Raw genomic sequence first — 21888 nt, 5'->3', positions numbered from 1 at the left:
GGCGCCACCGCCGTCTCGAACCGGGTGAGTTCGGCGATCCGGCCGCCGGAGAGACCGGCGATCAGGACACCGACCAGGTGGAGCCGGCCGGTCACCGGATCGCGGGCATATTCTCCCCAGCCGGGCTGGCGGTTGGCCCGAACCGGAATCAGGCGAACGCGTCCCGGTCGCCGGACCGGGCCCGCCCAAGCAATTCGTCGATCACACCTGTTAAGACACCGGCGGACGCCGAAACTGGTCGCTCCCGGCCGACCATTTTCGAGAAGTCTCGTCGTCTACCCCACCATGACGACATCGGAGAACCGCACGGCCCTTGTGGTCGGCGCCAGCCGGGGCCTCGGCCGGGGCATCGCCGCCGCGCTTGCGGACACCGGCCATGACGTGGTGCCACTGAGCCGGACGAGCAGCGGCAAGCCGGCCGAGGAGGTGGCCGACGCCACCGACGCGGACACGGCCCGGCGCCTGCTCACGAAGCACCAGCCGGGCGCACTCGTGCTGGTCGCCGGGGCCAGCCCACAGATGATGACGCTGCCCGAACACACCTGGGAGACCTTCTCGGTCAACTGGCACGCCGACGTCCGGATCACCTTCGAGTGGCTCCGCGCGGCCCTGCTGCTCCCGCTCCGCCCCGGCAGCCGGGTGGTGGTGATCAGCAGCGGCGCCGCGATCAACGGCTCCCCGCTCAGCGGTGGCTACGCCGGCGCCAAGGCCACCCAGCGCCTCATCACCGGATACGCCCAGCAGGAGGCGGACCGTCTCGGCCTCGGCCTCAGCTTCACCGCCGTACTCCCGCGCCTCACCCCGCTGACCGCCCTCGGCCGCACCGCCGTCCAGGCCTACGCCGACCGCTCCGGACTGTCCGAACAGGACTACCGCGCCCGGCTCGGCGACCGCTGACGCCCGAGGGCGCCGGAACCGCGGTCACCGCCCTGCTGGCCATGCCCACCCCGGCGATTTCCCCGGCCTATCTCCTCACCGCGGCCGGCCTGCAACCAATTCCCTGACCTCTATTTCGCGGTACGGGTCGTGAATAGCCATGCCCGGACAGCACACAGTGAATGTCCGTCGCCTACAACTCCAGCAGCAACGCGGTCAGCGCCGCCCGGGTGTCGTCCGGCAGAGCAGTCCCGAAGCCGTTCTCCAGCGTACGCACGAACGTCTGCGCGGTCTGTTCCCTGCCGGGCCGGGAGGAACTCTGCTGCGGATTCGCCTCCAACTGCCCGGCGCCGAACGGGAAGAAGTACAACTGGCCGACGGTGTTCACCTCGTTGTCGCCGTTGTTGGAGAACGTGTACGTGAACGAACTTCCGGCCTTGATCGGCAGCGTCATCGTTGACGGGTTGTTGTAGTTACGGCCGTGCGAGTTGACGGTGCCGCCCTGCGACCACACCGATACCGTCGGGCTGAAGTCGATCCGCGCGTAGGCGAAGCACCGCAGGTCGGGCTGTGACGCGCCGTTGATGACGAAGACGAGGAAGCCATCGGTCGTGGCGACCGCCGTGCCGGAGAAGTTGTAGCCGGACGCGTAGGGACCGGTCGGATAGGTGCCCATGATGTTCATGGTGGCGGTGAGCGCGTAGAACTCCTTCGCCACGAGCGCATAACTCGACAGCAGCGCGTCGGCGTTGGCCAGGCCCTTCACCTGCACACCGGCAAAAGTGTCGGTCACCGCCGTCACCGCGACGTTGCCGTGCTGCGCGCTCAGGTCGCCAAGCACTGTCGCCGTGCCGGCGTGGAGGTTCTCCGTCGCGGTGACGGTCGTGGCGCCGACGCTGTCACCGCTGCCGCCGCCGAACCGGACGTCGGCCAGGCGGGTGTAACCACCGACGGTCAGGCCGTTCTCCCCGACGGTGAGACGGTCCAGGGTGGGGTCGGACACGGTGAGGCTGATCGAGTCGTACAACGTCGCGTCGGCCTGTTGCGCGGCGAGCACGAACGTGGTGTCGCGGGTCAGCCCGCCGTCGATCGTCCACGTCGTGCCGGAGCCTTCGTAGACCGGAGTCGGGTCGCCGGCTTGGTACAGCCGGAAGTACGTGCCGGTGCTCTCCCACGCGAGCCGTACCTTCACATCGGCGTTGAAGTCACTGATCGGTGTCGAATGGTTCTCCGGCTTTGTCGCGTAGAAGTTGGTGAGGGTGAACTGTGGTGCGCTCTTGGCGGCGGTGACGTCGCCGGCCCGTGGTGTCATGTCCTCATCCGTGTCGCCCGAGTTGTCGCGGATGCCGATGGTGGCGGTGCCGGCCGTGTCATTGACGGTGCCGCTGAGCACGAACTTCAGCGGATATCCCATCCGGTAGTACGCGCTGTTGGTGCAGGTGAACGCGAAGCTGCCCGGCGTCTGGACGCGTGCGGTCTCGGGGAGCCACACGCCGTCGCCGCCGAACGCGGAGGCGTGGACCGGCCCGTCGAACAGATCGGTGGCGGCGGTGCCGATCGGAACCAGGAAGGTGATCCGGTCGCAGTAGACGGTGCCGTCGGTGGTCACCACGACCGTCACGGATCCGTCGGCGCCGGTAGCGACCGGTGCCGGCGGTTCGTAAGTCAGGAGAAGGGGAAGCGGTGCCACGGTTACCTTTCGTCGGCGGAGAGCTGGAGCAGACCCTCGTGCAGGGTCACTGTCGGCTGAGGCAGCCGCGCTTCGGGTTCGGCGGGTTCGAGGTCGTTGCCGGTCCAGGCAGTGCCGTCGGGCGTGCGTTCCCACCACGACCAGGCGCCGCCCTGCACGGCCGGTGCCCGGTACTCGACGGCCGTGGGGTATTGCGCTGTCGGTTGCGGCGACGGGCCGGCCCGGGTCAGCAACGGGCCGACCCTGAAGCTGATCTCCATCCGGGCCAGCGCCGGGTCGACCCACGCGGCCGGGAGGTCGCACCGTTTCACTGGGAGGATGCCGGTGTAGGCGTGTACGGCCGCGCGCGGATCGGCGACGATCGTCACGAAAGCCTCCGAACGAAAGCTCAGGGGTACGGGGTCGTTGCCACGCACGAAGACCGAGCCGGGCGAGGTCACCGCGTGGAAGACGCCGTAGTCGGATCCCGCGAAGTACCCGATCACCCCGTCTTCGCGCGTGGCCCGGTCGCCGAGCCGCACGGGAAAGTCGTGCCCGAGCAGTGCCGGATCTCCGGAACTGGTCCAGCCGGGGTCCCGGTGCGCGGCGCCGTCGAGTTCGAACCGCAGGCGGGTGCGGAGCAACGCGAGGGGACGCCCGATGAGCACCGACATCGTCTGATCCGCGCGATCGCCGAGCGGCTCGGTGGTCCACAGTGTTTCATCGATGGCCGCCAGGAACTCCGTCAGGCCCGCTTCGGTGGCGAGGCCGCTTCCCGTGATCAGGGCGTGCAGGTGTGGCGCGTCCCGCCGGACCCGGTCGAGGTCGACGTCGCTGTGCGGCGGCGGCTGCCAGCCAGGTGTCCGGGTTCCGCCGGCGCCGGCCAGTATCCGGTACTCCCCCAGCGCGGTGCCGTCGGGTGCGAACAGCAGCAGGCTCCGGTCGAGGTGGCTCGGCAGCAGCCAGCCACCGACCGGGGTGTCGTCGACGAAGCTCACATCGAGCCGGGCGGCCTGGGTCAGGCGTGGCGGCAGCCGCAGCACCGATGCGACGCCCAGGCCGAAGTCGCGTTCGGGGCGCAGCGCCTCGTCGATGTGGACCTCGACGTTGCGGTAGTCGAACAGGCCGCTGGACTCCCCGGGCGCGACGACGGTCAGCACCCGGCCGAACCTGTCGTAGACGGTGAGCTGAGTCAGGTACGCCAGCCCTTGCCGCAGGTCGTGGAAGCGCGGCGGCGGACCCGTCGGCAGCAGCGGCACCGTGGTCACCCGGTTGGTGGCGGCCGCCGGCAGCCGGTACTCCGGCGGGGTGCCGGGGTCGTCGTACCCGGTCAGCACGCTCAGCGGCAGACCGCCGGCGGTGTCGGCCGGGCCGGGCCGACGGTGCGCCCGGACGTCGCGCAGGGCGAGGGAGTCGGAGAACCCGGTCAGTTCCTGCGCCAGGTATCGCCTGCCGACGCCCGCGAGCCAGCCGTCGAGGGCGGCGAGGTGCTCGGCGGTGCCGTATTGGCGTACGAACTCGGTCAGCCGGGCACCGAACAGCGTCCCCGGATGGGGGCTCAAGAGCGAGATGCCGCTGAGGTCGCGCGGTTCGGTCTGCGGCGGCGTGCCGGTGAGGCGATGCTCGCTGCCGTCGAACGTCCAGGCGCCGTCGTCGAACGGCACGTGGTGGTAGCGCGCCGACCATTCGACGAACAGCGGCTGCCACGGCTGGTGCCACGGTTGCGGTGCCGGCAGCGCACCGGCATCGATGCCTGTTGCGGCGGCGATCACGCCGGCGTTCAGGGGATCCAGGAGGAACGCCTCGATCACCAATGGCGAGACGCCGTCCGGCAGGGCGTCGAGCGGGCCGAGCGTGTCGGTGAGCGCGGCGACGGCCCGCGCGTCGATCACCTGCCCGTCGACAACCACCTCGGTGACAACCGCGTCGGTGCTGCGCACCGTGAGCGGGCCGTCGGACACAGCTGACGGAGGCGGCTCGACGCCCGAGACGAGCACCACCGGGTCGGTGGGGTGCCAGTAGCGCGGTGCGGCGTCGGCCCGCAGGGTCTTCGTCGCCGTGTCGAGTCCCTTGCGGATGGCGAACGCGAGGATCCCGTCGGTGAGCGCCCGCTGCAGGTCGGTGTTGTCCGTCGGCTGTGGCACCTGGGAACGCAGGGCCTGCACCCGGGCGAACGCGACGGCCAGCCGCGCCGCGCCGGCGTCGAGGTCCTCGCCGAGTGCCTCCAGGGTGGCATCGGCGTCCTCCACGCCCGCCGGCACCGAATCCCGGTGCTCCGAAAGGTATCCGTGTTTGAACCACAGGTCGTGAACGTCGCGCTGCAACCCGTACAGGTCGGCGAGGGCAGCGTCGAGGGCGGCCTGATCGGCGTTGAGCGTCGCGAGCCACGCCGGTTCCGCGTCGGTCGCCGACGTGTCGCCGGAGACGATTCGCCAGCGGTACCCGCCAAGCGCGGATCCGAAGGCCTCCTGCCGGATGCGTTCGGCGAGCAGCGCATCGCCGTTGATCTCGTTGAGGCGCGGCAGCAGGTCGTACTGCAACGCTCGCAGCAATTCGGCGACCCGGGTGTCGCCGGTGCGTCCGGCGATCAGGGCGGTGAACGCGTCGATGGCGGTGTCGCCGATGCCGACGTCGAGGTCTCCGCTGTCGCGTACCGCCTCGAGCGGGTCGGTCCGCTCTCCCGGTGGTTCGCCGTCGGCTTCCCACGTCACCCCGGACACTCCACCGTGGTACAGGCTGCATGTCGCGGGGGCGCTGGTGCCGGTCCACTCAAGGTCTTCGTACCCAGGCCTGTTCGCGAGGATGTCAGCGGCGGGGTCGGCGTACCAGCCGACGACCGTGTAGCTGATCGGGCCGTCGGGGACGTCGGCGAGGTCGTCGTGAAACGCGAACACGCCGAGGTGGTGCGGGACGTACGCGGCGAACACCGGGTTGGCCGGCGCGACGGCGCGCAGGAACTGGTCGGTCGGTGCGCGTTCGGTCCAGGTGGCGACGGATTCGGCGACACCGAGGCGGGCCGTGCCGGTACTTGTGCGCGCGCCGTCGCTGCGGCGCGGGTCGGCCGACCGCCGCCACCGGTCGAGAAGGTCAGCGTCGACCGGATACAGGCTGCCCTGTTCCGGGCCGCGGGTGGTCACCGGGCAGTCACTTTCCAGCACCCAGCCGGCGACCTTCGCGTCACGGCAGGTGCGCACGATCAGCCAGCGGTTGGGCGCCAGCGGGAAGTCGCCGCCGGGCGGGCAGTGGCGCAACGCGTCGGGCAGGGTCCAGTGCAGGTAGATCCCGGGCGGCCGGTCACCGTCCGATCCGTCGAGGGGTCGCGGTTCGGGGCTGGAGAACGAGTCGAAGGCAGCGTAGTTGAACTGCCACCAGCGGAACCGGTCGCGGGCGCGGACGCCCCGGTTCACCGCGAGCGCCTCGACGCGCACGGGCACCGCGAGTGCGGCGCTGTCGGTCATCGGGATTCCTCCGGCTGCGTACGGAACCGGACCGCGTCCGGTGCCTTGACCATCTGGAGTGCGAAGTCGGCCGGACCGAACGGTGTCCCGTCGAGAAGTGGGCCGACTGCGGCGCGGACGCAGGAGACGGCACTGTGAGGGTCCGCCGGGTCGACGGCGAGGGTGCCGCCGGGCCGCAGGCAGAACGGCAGGATCGACAGCGTCCGGCCGAGTTCGGCGCCGAGGGGCGTCGGCGTACCGGAGCGGGGTTGGCGCAGCATGACCGAGTCGCCGTCGACGCCGAACCGCAGTCCTTCGCGCGGTTCGGCGAACTCGATCTCGTCGGGCGTCCCCTCGAACACACCGAGCAGAACATTGTGGGCGAGATGGTCCAGTCGCAGGGTCGGCACGATGTCCGATCCCGCGATCATGCCCCGCACGGTCAGGGTCGGCCAGCCCGAGACGAGGTCGGACCGCAGCAGGAACCCTGACATGGCGGTCGTCGGCACCCCGGCGCGGACGAGGTCGCCGACGGCCGTGTCGCGACTGGACTGCACACCGAGGCTGAGCGCGCCGTCGACGAGCGCGCGAAGCCAGGTGCCGTCGAGGTGGAAGAACCGCACCGACTCCGGTGGCAGCATCCGGTCGTCGGGCACGAGCGCCGAGAACGGGACGGGATGCAGCAGCCGCAGCCGTTCGATCCAGGCGAGCACGGGGTCGAGTTCGGCGCGTACAGCTCCGGTGGCGACACTGCGCACGTCGGCGACGAGGGCCCGCAGATCCGCCGTCCTGTCCACAGCGGGCGTACGGCGGACCAGCGCGGACACCGATCGGCCGAGCGGCTTTCCGATCCGGTCGAACAGTTCGGTGCTCAACAGGTGCAGCAGTTCGCGTTGTACCGTGCCGTCGGCAGCCTCGGCCGGTGTCATGGCGGCGAAGGTGTCGCCTGCGAGCCGTCGTTCGATCGCGTCGGTGGCCCGGCGCAGCGCCCGCCGCAGGGTGAACAGGTCCTGGCAGAACACGCGGTCGGCCAGGGCCGCGCCGCGGCCCGCCTCCCATGCGGCGGCGAGCGACGCGTCGAACATGCCGACCTCGGGGTCGTAGATCAGCGCGCTGTCGGCGCTGTCGAACGCCGCCACGTCGACCCGGCCCGCGGGCCGCAGGGGAACGAGCGGCCCTCGGTACCAACCGACTGTGGTCTCCCCGGTCCGCAGCCGGTACTCCAACGGCACGTACCCGTCGGCGATGCGGGCCGCGACCGGAGTGCCGGTGTCACCGGGCGGCAGTCGCAGCCACTGGTCCGTCGCGGCGGGTTCGGCCAGGGCCGCGGCGAGCGCCCGGAATTCGGCTGTCGGGTCGGGCACCGTGGTGAACGTCCAACTCGCCAATGAGACGAGCGCGACTGAGGTGCAGGCCCCGAAATCGGGTTCGTCGACCAGGTAGCGCGACATGCCCTCCAGCGACACCAGGTGCACGATCCAGGCCTGGCTCGGCTCGCCCGCCGGTACGGCCGGGAACCGGTTGCCGATGACGACGCCGAACGTTCCAGGTTCGTCGGTGGCGGTGCCACCGCTGACCTGGCGCGTGTGTGCCAGGTACGGCAGGTCAGCGAGCCTCGGTGTGCGGGCTACGAACGCGTCGGTCGACAGTTGGATGTAGCCGCACGGGGCGGAACCGACGACGTCGGCCGTCACCGGCGGCGCCGGCTTGAGCACACCCGCCTCGGCCGCGGAGAGACCCTGCACAGTGGATACATGGGTACGGGTGGGTGATTCCGTCGCGCCGATAAGGTCGGCGGTCGTCAGCACCAGTAGGGCCACCCAGGGCGTCCGGTAGCCGGTGCCGGTCGCGCCGGCCGCGGAGATGTTGCGCTCCCATGGCAGCAGGGCGTCGTTGAGGACGAGGTGCGGCAGGACGTCGTCGAAGCGGCCGGTGCTTCCGGCGGGCGGATGCAGGTGGGTCACCGCAGCTGGGTCAAGCACGAACTGCGGTGCGCTCACGAGCAGGTCGCGGGTGGCGGTGAAGCGGTGCGACTCGTCGGCGGACAGGGTGACGGTGTGGGTCACCTCGATCCGCCAGTCGCCGGGGTCGAGTGCGGGTACGAGGTTGTCGGCGAGGTGCAGCTCGCCGTGCGGGATGCTCACGCGGGTCGTCTCAGTTCTGCCGCAGGGGCGGGTCGCTGTAGTGGTGGCCGGCTCCGGCGGCGAGCCGGGCCAGGTTCCCGGCGGGGAGCGCCGACAGGTAGCCGGCGCCGAGGAGCGCGCCGAGCACGGTGTCGCGTTTCGTGGTGACGGTGGGGTCGTCGATCCGGGCCACCGGGTCGACCGTCGACGGGCGGTATGTGGCGGTGTCGGCGCGGGCGTCGGCGAGCGGTGAGTGGCCGTCCTGAAGCAGATCGAGGCTCAGTTCCGCGTCAGACACCGGGCCGGGTGTGGCGCCGGGAGTGGGTGGCGGTGCGGCGACTGAAAGGCCGCTGCCGTAACCGCTGACCATGTCGGCCGTGGGCCGGTCGGGCAGTTGGCGGAACGGCCGCGGCGGCGCGCCCCACAGCGACGCCGGCACCGGTTGGTCGACGACGGTGACGGTCCAGGCGCCCGTGTTGATGCCCGTGGTCGACCCGGCAGGTGTGATCGTGACGGCGTGGACCGACCGCACACCGGTTCTGTCCATAGGCCTGATCGCGATGCCGCCGGCGGCATCGCGGACAACTGTGCCGTCGTGGGTGAGTGTGTTCGCGGGGATCGCCGAACGGGTCTGGAACGCGAACCGGCCGGCCCGCACGACCCACTTCTTCGCGTCGCCGCTGCCGAGTTCGGCGGAGAGGCCGTCGGTGACGGTGATCCGGCACGTCTCGGCGTCCGCCGGTAGCAGCGCGCGGAATCCCTGCCAGTCCAGGGCGTTCTCGGCGGTGCCGGCGGATTCGGAGCCGAACGTCACGCTGAAGCTGATGACCACCCAGTTCACCTTGACGATGCCGCCGGTCGGTGGACCCCACAGCTTCAGCGAGGCGCTCATCGACGCGCCGACGGAACGCCCGGCGATGCGGTACGCGGCGCCGATCGATACGGCGATGTCGGCGGTGAAGAAGTACGGGTGCCACGAGATCAGCAGGTTCGCCTGCGCGGTGAACCACGCCCGCAGGTTGCCCTCCTGGAACTGCACGTCGAGGCCTCCGCCGGCCATGACGCACGATCCGGTCAGCGCGAAATACGCCTCGCCCTTGATGCTGGTTCTGCTGTCGACGGCCCAGTTGATGCCGAGGCGCGGCACCGTCGGGAAGTAGTCGGGCACGGCGAACGCCGGATGGTAGCCGCCCAGCGTGGCGACGAACTGGCCGGCGTGCGGATTGTCGCCGAACCACACCGAGAACGCGAAGCCGCCGGTGAGCCGGCACTCCGGCGCGATCACGTACGACCTGTCGCTGAGCAGCGCCGTCGCTTCGAACACACCCCGCAGCGGTTGGAGAACCAGCCGGATTCCCAGTTCCACGTACGCGTACGCGGGCACACCGGCGACTGGCTTGGGCAGCTGTAGCGTCGACACGCCCAACGCGGCGATCGTCAGTTCCGACCCGAACTCGACGATCAGCAGCAGCCGCGACTGCATGAGTTCGAACGAGGTGAACTCGACGCCCGCCGCGAGCCAGTAGTCGCCGGCTTTCGGGCTAATCCATTCCTTGGCGGCGCCGCCGCCGGGCAGTGCACGGGCGCCTTCCAACGCGTCGAGCACGTCGGTTGGTCCCGGCGCGGTCTGACCGGGTGCCGGCGGTGCGGCCAGGGCCAGCAGCGGGAAGCCGGTGACCTCGTTCTGCGCCGGGATCGCCAGGCTGCGGTTGACGCCGAAGCCGGCCATCAGCCCGGTGACGAAGAACGCCGGCGGGCCGCCGATCGCCGCCTCGATCATGCCGAACACAAACAGCGACGAACCACCTGCCTTCAGCCTTGCGTACGAGCCGATCGCAGCGAGCGTGAAGGTGGCGGCCTTGAGCACGAGCGTGCCGTCGAACTGGTAGTCGACAGCCGGGTCCAGCCTGTCGTCGGGTACCCGCAGCATCGCGCCGAGCAGTTCCACGGGTGGCCTGTTGAACGCGACGCCGAGACCGCGCAGGCTGACCTTCGGGTCGAACGTCGTGATCGGTGATCCGACGCCGAGCCCGTCGATCGACAACGCGACAGGCCCGACGGCGAGCCCGGCGTCGAACGCGATGACGAGAACGCCGTTCTGGTAGCTCAGGCCGATCCGCTTCAGGGTGAACGGACCGAACGCCCGGTCGACGGTGAACCACACGCCGCTCGCCTGCGCCGGTGCGCCGCTCTGGGCCGATCCTGTCGTAGCGACGTTCTGCGCCTCGGCCCTCATCGAGAGCGCGCCCTGCGCCGGGGCCTTCGGCGGCGGCAACGTGATCGCCTGCCTGGTGGACCCGACGCGTAGCGCAGTGACGAACGTCAGCCCGGCTGGGAGCTCGGCGAACGCCAGCGGCTTGGCGTTCAGCCCGGCGAGTTCGGTGTTGAGCGCCGTCGCCAGCACCTGTGTGACGGGTGCGGTGGCGTGGCTCACGTCGAGCGTGTCCAGGCCGACGTCGACCGTCGACGGGACCAGGCTGCCGACGACCGGCAGGCCGCGCAGCGTGACGTTCAACGGCACCTGCAGGTCGAGCAGGAACAGTCGCCGGTTGTCGACCACGCGGGTCGCGATCACGAACTGCCCATAGGTGTCGGAGGTGGCGGTGAACAGCAGCGCGCCGGTCTTGAAGTCGTAGCGGAACCCGGCCGAGGTGAACGCGGGGTCGATGCCTTCGGGCAGCGTGGGCGCGTCGTCCCAGCCGAGCGCGTCGGCGACCGTCGCGAACGACAGCGGCCCGTCTTTCTGCAGCCAGGTGGCCTGCAGCATCGGGTCGGCGCCGCCGAGTTCCACGACCAGTCCGAAAACCTCCGGGCCGATCATCAGCGATCCGCCGACGACCGCCGTCTTCGTGTTGTCGGGCGCCTGCTCGACCGCGAGCCGCACCGACGCCGTGACCTTCGTATCGAGCAGGTCGAAGGCGACCTCGGTGCCGCCGGTGAACGAGTACCGGAACGGTCTGCCGACGCCGTCGCGACTCGCCACCACGGCGATGTCGCTCAACGTGATCGCCGACAGCGCATCGGGCACGGAGGCGCCGGTGACGCCGTGGACGATCGCGCCGATCGTGGTGCTGCCGCGGTAGGCGCCGCTGACGGTTTCGACTTCCCACGTCGTGGTGCGGACGACCTCGACGCGGAACTCGAAGCCGCCGGGGAACACGGTGGGCATGAAGGTGGCGTCGGCGTCGACGAGCACCCGGGTCGAGGCGGTGCCCGCCGGGTCGAGCACCTCGACGGTGAGGAGCAGACCGGTCAGGATCAGGCCACCGGGCACGACGTCGACGTCGATGATCGTCCACTGGCCGGTGGTCGACAGCGACACAGACACAAAATTGACGGCCGGCGGGGCCGTGTCGACGCTCATCGCCCACGCGTCGAGCGCGACCGCGTTGAACAGGTGCGACAACTCGTCGGGAAGGTGGGCGGTGGCCGTCGACCCGCCGGGCAGTTTCGCGAGCAGTTCACCGATCGCACCGTGGCCCGTCTCGGGCCGCACCTCCAGGCCGTAGACGCCACCGACACGGTCCGGAAGGACCGCGGTGACGACGAGCGTGTCCTGAAGCGTTCCCTCGACGATGAAGGCGATCCGCTGGGCTGTCTCGCCCGTGGCCGGTGTGATCCGCACCCCGATCACGGGACGGCCGAGGGACAGGGTGTGTTCTCCCGTGCCGACGGTGAACGGCGTGTCGGTGACGGTGGCCCGAAGGGTGCCGATCGGCAGGGACTGGCCGGCGGTCGGCTGGAACGGGCCGTACATCCGCATGGCGTTCGCGTGGACGATCGCGCCGAGCAGATCGGTGGCCGGGTTGTCGCCGCCGAGCGTTGCCGCGGTGAGCAGGTTCAGGCCTGCGTCGAGCCGAACAGTCACCGCGGGATCGGCGGGCCACCGATATGCGTCGACAGGGCCGACGGTGTACACAAAGACGGTGCCGGCGAGGCTGAAACCGTTGAACGGCAATACGTCGAGGCCCGGGAAGCTGTCGCTGAAACGCCACCCCGCGGGCATCGTGGCAACGACGGTGGTCGTCGTGGCTGTGAATTCGACAGTCACCGCGACGGACGCGAGCCCGAGCAGGGGCGCGGTGCCCGTGAGTAGGAGTTCGCCGCCCACCGGGTCAGGCACGTCAGCGGGTGTCACGCCGGTGAGCGTGAACGGGGCCGCAAGCATAAACGCGGTGCGGATCGCCGCCGCGTCGGACGGCAGCACCGTGGCGTCGATCTGCACGGGCTGCCCGGCCGGCTGGGCGCGCAGGGCCGCGACGACGGCGCGCGGATCGGCGATCACCACACCTGCCGTTCCACAACGGACCTGTCGGCGGGAAGCGCGAAGGCCTTCTTCACGTCGTCGTCGGTCACCATCTTCTGGGCGATCGACTCCGAGAGGATTTGTTCGACGGCCTGGCACGAGGCGGCGGCCACGACCACCGGCCCCGCGCGCGACAGCAGGTCGACGCCGGTCATAGCGGGGGATCCCGGCAGCACCGACTTCTCGATGAAATCGCGCAGCGGCTGCTCGCCACCGTCATTACCGGCGTTGTCAGGCTTAATGGTGAACGGAAATTCTTCGCCGGTGACCCATTTGATGAACCGGTTGCGTTTTTCCTGGAAAGAATTCGCGGGTAGCTGTATCAAAGCGGCCGTCAGGTCGGTGTCGCGCGGGTCCATGTTGTCGGGAACGAAATCACTGTCTCTCGTGACCAGCTCTTTGAGAACCCGCACACCCTTGAAGTAGAGGTAGTCGTATTTCACGCGAAGCAGATAATTATGGAAGGCCTGATCTTCCTGGGCGTTGACGAACACCGGCGAGAAATTCTGGCCGCTACCGATGAGGAGTTTGATGTTCCACAGAACCGCCTGCTGAACGAATTTTGTATCTTTCGGCGGTTTCGTCGACGCCGGATCAGCATTTAGCGCCGAACTGGCGTCCGCGCGGATCCCGGTAATCGGCACAGCTTTCGAAGTACCCAAAAATCCGGCGCACACGTTTGAGTCGCCCAGCAGGAACTCGACGGCGTCGAGGCCGGCGTGCACCGTCGGTTGCTCCACCCGGGGAAGCCCGGTGAGCCCCACCACGTTGTCGTCGACGATCCAGGCCTTGTTCCAGGGTGCGCCGGCGGCATCGCCGAGAGTCGTACGGATGTTCTTGCAGAACGCGACAGCCGCGTACCTCACCGCTCCGAATCCGACCAGCTCAACCCCGCTCGGCCGCACTGCGGTCCGGAAGGACCAACCGACGACCGTAAGACCCGCCACACCGCCGAGCACCCGCCGGTAGGTCCTGTACTCGGTCTCGTGGACGAGGACGTACACACCCCGGTGGGGGCCGATCCGCTCCCGCGCGTAGATCGGCGGCGACACGACGTTCGCCGACCCCGTTGCCACCGCGCGCAGATCGCCGACACCTTCGAACGCGTCGAGTCCGAGAAAGTCGAGAACGGTCTCCGCGGCGGCCAAGGCGTTTCTTATCCACACGCTGCGATTACTCGAAATGACGATCAGCGGAGCCTGGCGGTCCTTGGCCCGCTCGGCGGCTTCGATAGCAGTCCAGTTTTCGGCATACAGCGTTAGCGGGGACGGAAAGAGTCCGGACTCGGCCAGGATTTGAACACGCTTGTTCAAAATGCTGGAATAGAGCTTCGCATCGCCGCGGGAAAGAACAATGTTGGCGAGCGGGGCATATTTGTTGGTGATTTCCGGGGAGCCGTAAGTAGTGTTTCGACTCGTGGAGACAGGCAAAGACCCACCTTAAGGGGAGGGCATGAGTGGGTTAAGGCTCACTGATGGTACGACCTACACCAATGCCCGACAAGGGCAATTATCGAAGCTTGACGATTTTCGCCTGGTTGGATCAATAAATTCGCAGGTAGGGCGCGACCGGGCGCGCTGGCCCGACCCAGATCACCGCCCGGTCAGCAGTTGGCGAGGGTGTAGTTGACGGCCTCGATCACGGCGGCACGGGCCGGGCGGGCGGAGTCACGGAGCATGTCGCGCAGCGCGTCCAGGCGTCCGACGAATGCGGTCCGGTCGATCGGGTCGACGCAGTCCGGTGGCGGCGTGCCCGGTTTCCGCGCGGTGCTGGCGACCGTCCGCACCTTGTCCAGGATGGACGTGAGCAGCGGATCTGTGAGCAGGTCACCGGCTGCCTGCTGCTCGGAGAGCGCCATCGCGTCAAGCACCGCCTCGAAGACGTCGGTCACGGCACGGTCGACAGCGGTCCGCTCGGCCGCCCGCAACAGGTCCAGCGCCTGCGCCGGGGCGATCCGTCCGGCCAGGACGATCTGGAACAGCAGCCCGTCCAGGGCGAAGCGCTCGTTCCGGCCGCCGGTCTGCGCCGCGAAGTCGTAGGCGAACGACGCCGGGACCGGTCCGCCCGTGTAGGCGGGTTCGACCGCGAGCACGCTGCTCACGGCCGGGGCCAGCCGTTCGGTGGGGCCGGGCTGCAGGTCGAGCGCGACCCGGACGGCGGCGAGGTGCGCCCGGTCCGGGTCGTTCGCGATCGCCGTGTCGAGCGCGTCCCGTACCCCCGGGTCGGAAAGCTCCTGTTCGTGTGCCAGCTGGTAGCCGGCCGGGTCGTCGGCCGTGAGCAGCCCGGCCAGCACCGGGGGCAGCGCGGTGCCGGGCGATACTGCCGAGAGGCCGACGACGGGCCGGAGCAGCTCCGCGGTCGGTGCCGGCTCCTCCCGCACCACGGTGCCGTCCTGGTCGATCAGCTGCCACACCTTGGTCATGTCGCCGGTCACCGCCTGCTGCACGACGATCGGCCGGAACCGCTCACGCAGCTCGGCGAACACATCGTCGGTGGCCTTGGTGCCAAGCGTGGTGAACACGATCGGCACCTCGCCCCACCGCTGGTGCGCGCGCAACGCGGGCTCGAGCTCCGCCATCGCCGCCGGGTTGACGGACAGAACCGGACGGGACAGGCCCGCGGTCAGCGACGCCAGGTCACCGTCCGCCCACGATCCGAGGCTGCGCGGGGCCGGTACCGGCCGGGCAGGCGTCTCCCGGCCGGACCACAGTGGCCGCAGTACGGTGCGGGCCGACGGGTCGAGCTGGATCACGCCGGCCGCGGCCTGGTCGAGGAGGAACCGAAGGTTCTGCACCTCGGACTCGCCGGGCGTGGTCCTCTCGAGCCGTTCCAGCTCCTGCAGCGCGGTCCGGGCCACCTCGGCGGCGTCGGAGTGCGGGAACCGGTCGAGCACCGCACGCACCCGCGCCTCCGCCGCGTCGACGTGCCGGCGCAACTCGGCGACCTGGTCCTCCGCCGTGCGCACGCCCGGCATCCGGGGCAGCGCCGGCGGATCGGTGTAGGCGACGTCGACCGAGAAGACCTGCGGGCTCGGCGACTCCACCTGCCGAAGCAGCAGCGGTCGCAGCAGGAAACGCATCGCGCCGTCCAGACCGACGATTTCCTGCGCGGCCTGGTCCAGGAGACGTCGGATGTCCCCCAGCTCCGCCGAGAGCCGATCCTGGACGTCCTCGCTGTCGGAGGCGTTCGCGCTCCGGTTGACGAACGCCGCCAGGTCGCTCTGCGCGGCCCGCCAGAGCTCCTCGGGGCGGCTCACGTCCCGGCGGCGGTTCAGAACCGTTTCGACACTCAAGCTGACCGACATCACCGCCGTGACAAGATCCTGGGCGCGGTGGTACGCGGTGCGGGAGATCCGGTGGGCCTCGGTAAGGGCCTGCCATCCGTCGGCGTGGTACGGGTTGAGCATCAGGACACGCTCGCCCGCGTCCACTACGTTCCGGTGTCCGGTCCGAATCGACCAGCGGGCCTCACGCAGCTCGGTGAGCAGGCCGTGCCCGTCGTGGGCCTGCTGAAGCTCGTCGACCGCCAGGGGCCGGCGCACCCGGGCGACCTGGCCGTCGGGTCCGAGTGCCGCCCGCACCAGCGTCGTGTGCGTCTTCCAGGTCAGCCGGTACAGGCCGTAACCGGGAAGGACGAGATCATCGCGCAGGCGGGTGCCGTCCGTGACGATCGAGGAGACGAAATCGAGGGCCTTGGCATCCGCGTCCCGTACCCCCCTCCGCTTCTCGATCTTGTGTTTGACGCGGTCGCGGAGACTGTTCGCCGCCGTCCAGCCGCCGTCCCGGGCCACCGTCGCGAAGTGCCGTAGATCGGCCGGGGACAGCAGCTCACCCGTCCACCGCACGCCGCCGTCCGGGTCGGCCGAGGACCGGAGCAGGTGCAGCGCGTTGCCGGTGGCGGGGGCCACGACCCGGAACGTGCCGTCAGCCTCCCGGCGTCCGGAGACCGGGCGGGTACGGCCGTCCTCCATAGTCTCCGGGACCACGTCGAGCGGCACACCGTTGACGGCCGGCGCCCAGGCGGGATCGACACTCGACCAGGTCGGCCGCAGCGTGTGCGACACGCCGAAATCACCGGCCGGTAGTGTCCAGCCCCGCTGCTCCAGCCGCTCGCGGGCCTTCGCGTGCGCGACCGGCCGGCTCTGCCGGTAGTGACGGGATCCCTCGACGGAGGCAGGCAGGAGCTCCATGCCGTAGGCCGTCTCCAGAATCCCCTGGACCTTCTCGTTCCCGACGTAGACGAACTCGAAGTACGGCCGATCACTGACGCCTGTGGCGTAGAACGTGGCCAGGTCGAGAGCACCAGGCACGTCCGAGAGGTTCTCCAGCCGGTTCGTGACGACGTAGTCGCCGTCGCCCTCCGTCTCGACCTCGATCACGCCCCTCGGGCGGCCGTCCGGGCCGAACACGTCGAAACCGGAGAGACCGGGCAGCTCCTCCGTTCCCGCACGTGGCGCCCTCGCCACCACGTACGAGCCGTCCGGGGCCACGCCCACGGTGTACGGCGGCAGCCCTGCGCCGGCCGGGCGGAACATCATGGACAGCGGGGGCAGAGGCGTGACGCGGCCAACGGCATCCGTCAGCTGCGCGTGGGCGCCGTCGTACTCCTCCATGAGGCTTGTGAGTTCGTCACGTGCCGCGTTGAACGACATCGTGTCCAGGCGACCGGCCAGGTGGTCCAGTCTCTCGCCGACACTCTCAAGCGTCCCCTGCCCGGCGAACAGCGCTCGCATCCTGCTCACCGTGGGATGGTCGATCTCATCGCTCGCGTCCTCGGCCCAGGATCGTGCCGCGGCCCACCGAGAGCGAGCGGCATCGACCATCTCCCGGATACCGTCCCGGGTGGAGGGCCACATCGCTGCGATCTGCTCACGGACCGCGCGCACGGTCGGCGATGCGAGCTCGATCGCCAGCTGGCGCATGGCCTCGGCGTGACCGGCGCCGACGTCACCGGAACTGCCCGGACGCGTCTCCGGCACCTGCGGCGACTCATGACGTCTCTCGTGCACGGTGCTCAGGTGTTGCCAGGCGGAGCGTGCGAACGGATTCACGGTCACGGTGCGCGCATCGCGGTCGACCTCGTTGGCACGTCCGGCGTCCACAGTCCACCCGGCGTCGTAGAGCTCCCTGAGAACGCGGTTCGCCGCATCGAGATCGCCGTCGCGGGTGTGCACCGGGAACTGCGACCTGTCGAATTCCAGCGGGGGCCGGGTCGTCACCGGCCGGCCCTCAGCGTCGACCATGGCCCGGACCAGGACGAATTCGCCGCCGACCACCAGCCCGTACAGGTGGAAGCCGGGAAGCAACAGGTCCGCTCGCAGGCGGGCACCGTCGGTCACGACGGTGCGGACGAAGTCCTCGGCCGACGTGCCGGGCGCACCGGCCCGGCCGCGCACCTCGTCCCAGTAGCGCCGGTCGGCCGCCGAGAGCAGCCCGGCCGACAAGCGTTCGCCACCGTCCGGCGCGGTCCACGGGTACAGCCGGCGGACGACCGTGCCGGTGTCCGGGTCCACCACCTCGAATCCGCTGTCCGCTGTGTGGCGGCCGGAGACCCGGCGGGCGAAGGCGCCGTCCAGCGTCTCCGTCACGATCGTCAACGGCTCGCCGTCAAGCGCCGGCGCCCACCCGCGCGCCTCGTCCGACCAGGCGGGCGCCAGCAGGTGCTCGTCGGAGAAGTCCCCGTCGGGCAGGGTCCACCCGGCGGATGTCAGCCGCGCCCGCGCGTTCGCCAGCGCGACGTCGCGTGTCAGACGGTAGACGGTGATGTCGCCGAAGACATCCGGCTGGCTCCGCATGCCGTACTCGTCCCGGAGCGTCCGCGCCATCGCCTCGTCATGCACGTCGGTCACGTCGAAGAACTCACGGTCGGCAGCCTGGGCCGAGTAGAACATGGCCAGATCGAGTGCGCCGGGGATCTGGGAGACGTCGGCGAGTCTGATGGTGACGGCGTCGTCCGTCACCTCGGTCATCGACTCGATCGTGCCCCGGAAGTGACCGTCCGGGCTGGTCACGTCGAAGCCGGTGAAGCCGTGTGGATCGTTCACGCCGCGCACTGGCGCCCTGGCCACGACGTACGAGCCGTCCGGTGCGAGGCCGACCGTGTGCTCCGGGTAGCCCTCGGCCGACCGCGGCCAGTTCAGCTCCTCCCAGGAGGGCAGCGCGTGCGCGGCGCGCACCGCGAGCGACGTCAGCCGCTCCGCCTCGGAGTAGGTCTGCACCATCCGCTGGATCGCTTCGCCGCTCCGCTCGTCGTCGAAGTCGTCGATATCACCGACGAGTTCGGACAGAAGCGATAGGAACGCGTCAAGCGCGGTGCGGGCGGCGGTCACGTCCTCCGGGCGCGTGTCCGGCGCGGCCAGGGCCTCGTCGAGCGCGGTGATCGCCCGGTCGTACCACTCGCCCCGGCGGCGCAACACGCCGTCGATGAGCGACGAGTAGTCAGTCGCACCCACCGGCTCCGGCTCCGCGTCCCCGGCCTCCGACCGCGGGCCGACTGTCGACTCATCGGAGGCCCAGTCCGCCGTCACCTGCTCGCGCATCGAGAAGACCTGCAGGTCGTTCGCACGGGCCTGATGTGCCTGTGCCGTGGTCACGGTCCCCCACGCGAACCCGCTGTAGGGATCGATCATCAGCGTCCGGTTCCGCGCGTCGACGCGATTGCGGTGACCGATCCAGACCGTCCACCCGGCACCGCGCAGCTCGGCGATCGGATCGGGTGCGTTCGCATCGAGGTCGTCGTGCATGGCTAGGTCGATCGCCAGCGGCCGGCGCGCCCGCACAGGACTACCGTTCGCATCGACCATCGCCCGGACCAGGAAGACCGCGTCATCCATGTCCAGGCGGTATAGACCGAACCCGGGGATGGCCAGATCCTCCCGCACCCGTGTGCCACCCCGCACGACAGCCCGGACGAACTCGTCAGCCGTCAGGTCCTCCTGGCCGAACCACCGGGCGGCCGACGGCGAGAGCGCCTCACCGGACCACCGGGGGACGCGGTCCTCCCCGATCCAGGAGTGCAGGTGCCCGACGACGGCACCGGTGTCCGGGTTGACCACGGCGAATCCGCCGTCGTCGAGGTAGCGGCCGGAGACCAGCCGGACCGACCCGCCGTCAAGGGTCTCCATGACCACGGACAGCGACTCGATGCCGTACGCCGTGACGAGCACCGGCGCCCAACCGGGATCGACACCTGTCCACGCCGGGCGCAGCACCTGGCTTCGGTCGAACCTTTGGGCGGGGAGCGTCCAGCCGCGCTCCTCGAGCCGCTCGCGGGCCTTCTCGTGGGCTACCGTCCGTTCCTGCCGGTAATCACGCGGATTCGCGTCAGGGCTGGACAGCTGCTCCATCTGGTATTCGTTCTCACGGATGTCCCAGACCTTCTCGTTGGCGACCATCAGCGACAGGAAGAACTCGCCGGCGCTCATCCCGGTGGCATAGAAGGTGGACAGGTCCAGCGCATCGGCGACGTCGGACAGGTTGGTCAGGAAGTCCGTGGCGACGAAGCCGCCGGTCGTCGGGCCGGGCTCCGTCGCGTTGGTCGTCGCCTCGATCGTTCCGCGGGGGAGTCCGTCCGGGCCGAACACCTCGAAACCGGAGAACCCGTACGGCTTGCTCTCCCCGGGCTCCGGCGGCTTGGCCACGACATAGGAACCGTCCGGCGCCACCCCCACCGTGTACGGCGGAAGCGCCGACGCGGTCGACACGGCCCACGCGGGTCCGGTGCTGTCCTGCATGAAGACGGTGAGGTCGGTGGCCGCGGGGAGCCCGGTGACCGTGCCGTCCGCCACCGTACCGCCGGGTGCCCGGAACATCTCGGACGCGGGCGACAGCACCCGGCCGTCCCGCAGCAGCTCGGACACCGGCGACAACGCCGCGGTGGCCGGGAGGCCGGTCAGCAGTGGCACAAGCATCTGGTTCACCAGCTCGTACCGCTGCATGAGCAGACCGGCCCGGGTCCGCGCCGCCTCATCCGACAGACCGGGGAGCTGGCCGGCCAGTCTCTCCAGCGCCGACCCCAACTGGTCCAGTATCTCGCGTACGTCACCCGCCGACGCCCGGCGCGGCTCCGAGACCTCGGACGATTCGTGCACTACATCGATGGCGCGCCTCACCCGCTCGCGCATCGCCTCCCACCGTGGCATCGCACCGTCGACAGCGGCCCGCACACCGTCCGCAGAGGACGGCAACCAGGACGCCACCTGAATCGGCGGCGCCGGCGGCACCTCGGCCGCACCGACGAAGAGGTTGTAGTCGTGTCCGGGCGCCGACGCCACCGGGCTGCCCGGTGATGACACGTCGGGTGTCGTCGTCGGGGTTTCCGTGAACGGCGTCCCAGCGGCGTCCCCTACAGTAGCCGCACGATTCTGCGGATCGACCCGGAGCACGGCGGGACTCGTACCGGGCAGGGCGCGCAGCAGGGACACCGCATCCTCTGCCGGCAGCACCCGGATGGCGGCGCCGCCGTCCAGTGCCGGGTTGATCCAGGCCAGGCCCTCCGGCCGGGAGACCAGCCAGCTCAGGACCGGGCCGGTGCCGGCGGTCCGGATCAGGGCGCCGGAGCCGGGCGTTTCGAGCAGGGTGGCGACGATGTCGGCCGGGTCGGTGGGGATCGCGGATCCGCCCCACGCACGCAGTACCTCGTCGGCGCTGACCGGCTGCACGGCCCGCTTCAGCGCGGCCGCGTCGAGGCCGCCCGGGAGTCCGAACAGCGCGATGCCGGCCGCGAGCGCGTACGTGGCGCTCAGCGGGCTGCGTTGCTCGTCGCCGCTCAGCATCGAGGGCACCAGCAGGTCGTCGCGGATGGTGGACGCGTGGCCGGCCAGCTCGACGAGCCGGTCCCAGGACGGGGGTGCGCCGGTCAACGCGGCGTGCAGGGTCTCCCGGGCGGCGGCCTGGGCGCGCGACAGCACGCGTACCGCCGAGGGGTTGGCAGTGGTTTCCAGACCCGATTCATCAAGCGGTACGACGCGGGCGGAGCGTTCCATACCGGGCTGGTACGGCGCGTGCTTGGCGAGGCCGAACACCTCGGCGAGTTCCCGCCAGGTCGCCTGGTCGGGGTTCTCGCCGGGGAGGGTGCCAAGGACGAGGCGGTCACGGATCGGCGCGGGCAGGTCGGCGAGGGCGCGGCGCAGTCGTTCCGTCGCGCCGGGCTTGAGCCGGGTCCGCTCCTGGATGTAGACCATTGTCGAGCCGGAGGCGCGGTCGGCCCGGAGCGCGCCGGTCAGTGCGACCGGGTCGATCGGGTCGGCCATCGACCCGTCGTGGTAGAACACGCCGCCCGGCACCGCGATGAAACGGCCGTCCGCACAGATCAGACCGAAGTCTCCGGCATTCGCCACGCCGTTCTCCTCACCCGGTGCCGCCGCACGTGGCGGCACCGATGACCACCTGACGTCGCGGCCGGCTCAACGGTTCACCATCAATTAACAGAAATTCCCCCTTTCAAGCTCCTGATGGAGGTACGCGGCCCGCGGCATCC

At 70.2% G+C, this 21888-nt stretch carries 7 protein-coding genes; 1 reads left to right on the top strand and 6 read right to left on the bottom strand.

The annotated features are described in order from the left end of the window. The first annotated feature begins 285 nt into the window (after window positions 1–285). Window positions 286–897 (top strand): SDR family NAD(P)-dependent oxidoreductase, encoded by a 612-nt coding sequence (locus tag ACIA8K_RS35490; protein ID WP_396067473.1) that lies wholly within the window; start codon window positions 286–288, stop codon window positions 895–897. A 172-nt stretch (window positions 898–1069) separates the two neighbouring features. Here the strand turns inward: ACIA8K_RS35490 and ACIA8K_RS35485 are convergent, their stop codons facing one another. The 6 genes from ACIA8K_RS35485 to ACIA8K_RS35460 all read right to left on the bottom strand — a co-directional run bounded on the left by ACIA8K_RS35485 (window position 1070) and on the right by ACIA8K_RS35460 (window position 21748). Further along, complete coding sequence (locus ACIA8K_RS35485) at window positions 1070–2497, bottom strand: hypothetical protein (RefSeq protein ID WP_396067471.1); 1428 nt, start codon at window positions 2495–2497, stop codon at window positions 1070–1072. Between the two features lie 71 nt (window positions 2498–2568). After that, complete coding sequence (locus ACIA8K_RS35480; RefSeq protein WP_396067468.1) at window positions 2569–6003, bottom strand: hypothetical protein; 3435 nt, start codon at window positions 6001–6003, stop codon at window positions 2569–2571. Further along, on the bottom strand, window positions 6000–8126 hold the full coding sequence (locus tag ACIA8K_RS35475) for a hypothetical protein (RefSeq protein ID WP_396067465.1): 2127 nt from the start codon (window positions 8124–8126) through the stop codon (window positions 6000–6002). Before ACIA8K_RS35475 ends, ACIA8K_RS35480 begins: the two co-directional genes overlap by 4 nt. 10 nt (window positions 8127–8136) lie before the next feature. Beyond that, window positions 8137–12393 (bottom strand): DUF6603 domain-containing protein, encoded by a 4257-nt coding sequence (locus tag ACIA8K_RS35470; protein WP_396067462.1) that lies wholly within the window; start codon window positions 12391–12393, stop codon window positions 8137–8139. Continuing rightward, entirely contained in the window at window positions 12387–13841 is a 1455-nt protein-coding gene (locus ACIA8K_RS35465) for a hypothetical protein (RefSeq protein WP_396067460.1), read from the bottom strand. The genes ACIA8K_RS35470 and ACIA8K_RS35465 overlap by 7 nt, the downstream gene beginning before the upstream one ends. Before the next feature lie 173 nt (window positions 13842–14014). Further along, window positions 14015–21748, bottom strand: a complete 7734-nt coding sequence (locus ACIA8K_RS35460) for a hypothetical protein (RefSeq protein WP_396067457.1) — start codon at window positions 21746–21748, stop codon at window positions 14015–14017. Between the last annotated feature and the right edge of the window lie 140 nt (window positions 21749–21888).

The sequence above is a fragment of the Catenuloplanes sp. NPDC051500 genome (assembly GCF_044454585.1).
Classification (GTDB): Bacteria; Actinomycetota; Actinomycetes; order Mycobacteriales; family Micromonosporaceae; genus Catenuloplanes.
This window is presented reverse-complemented; position numbering and strand designations above follow the sequence as displayed.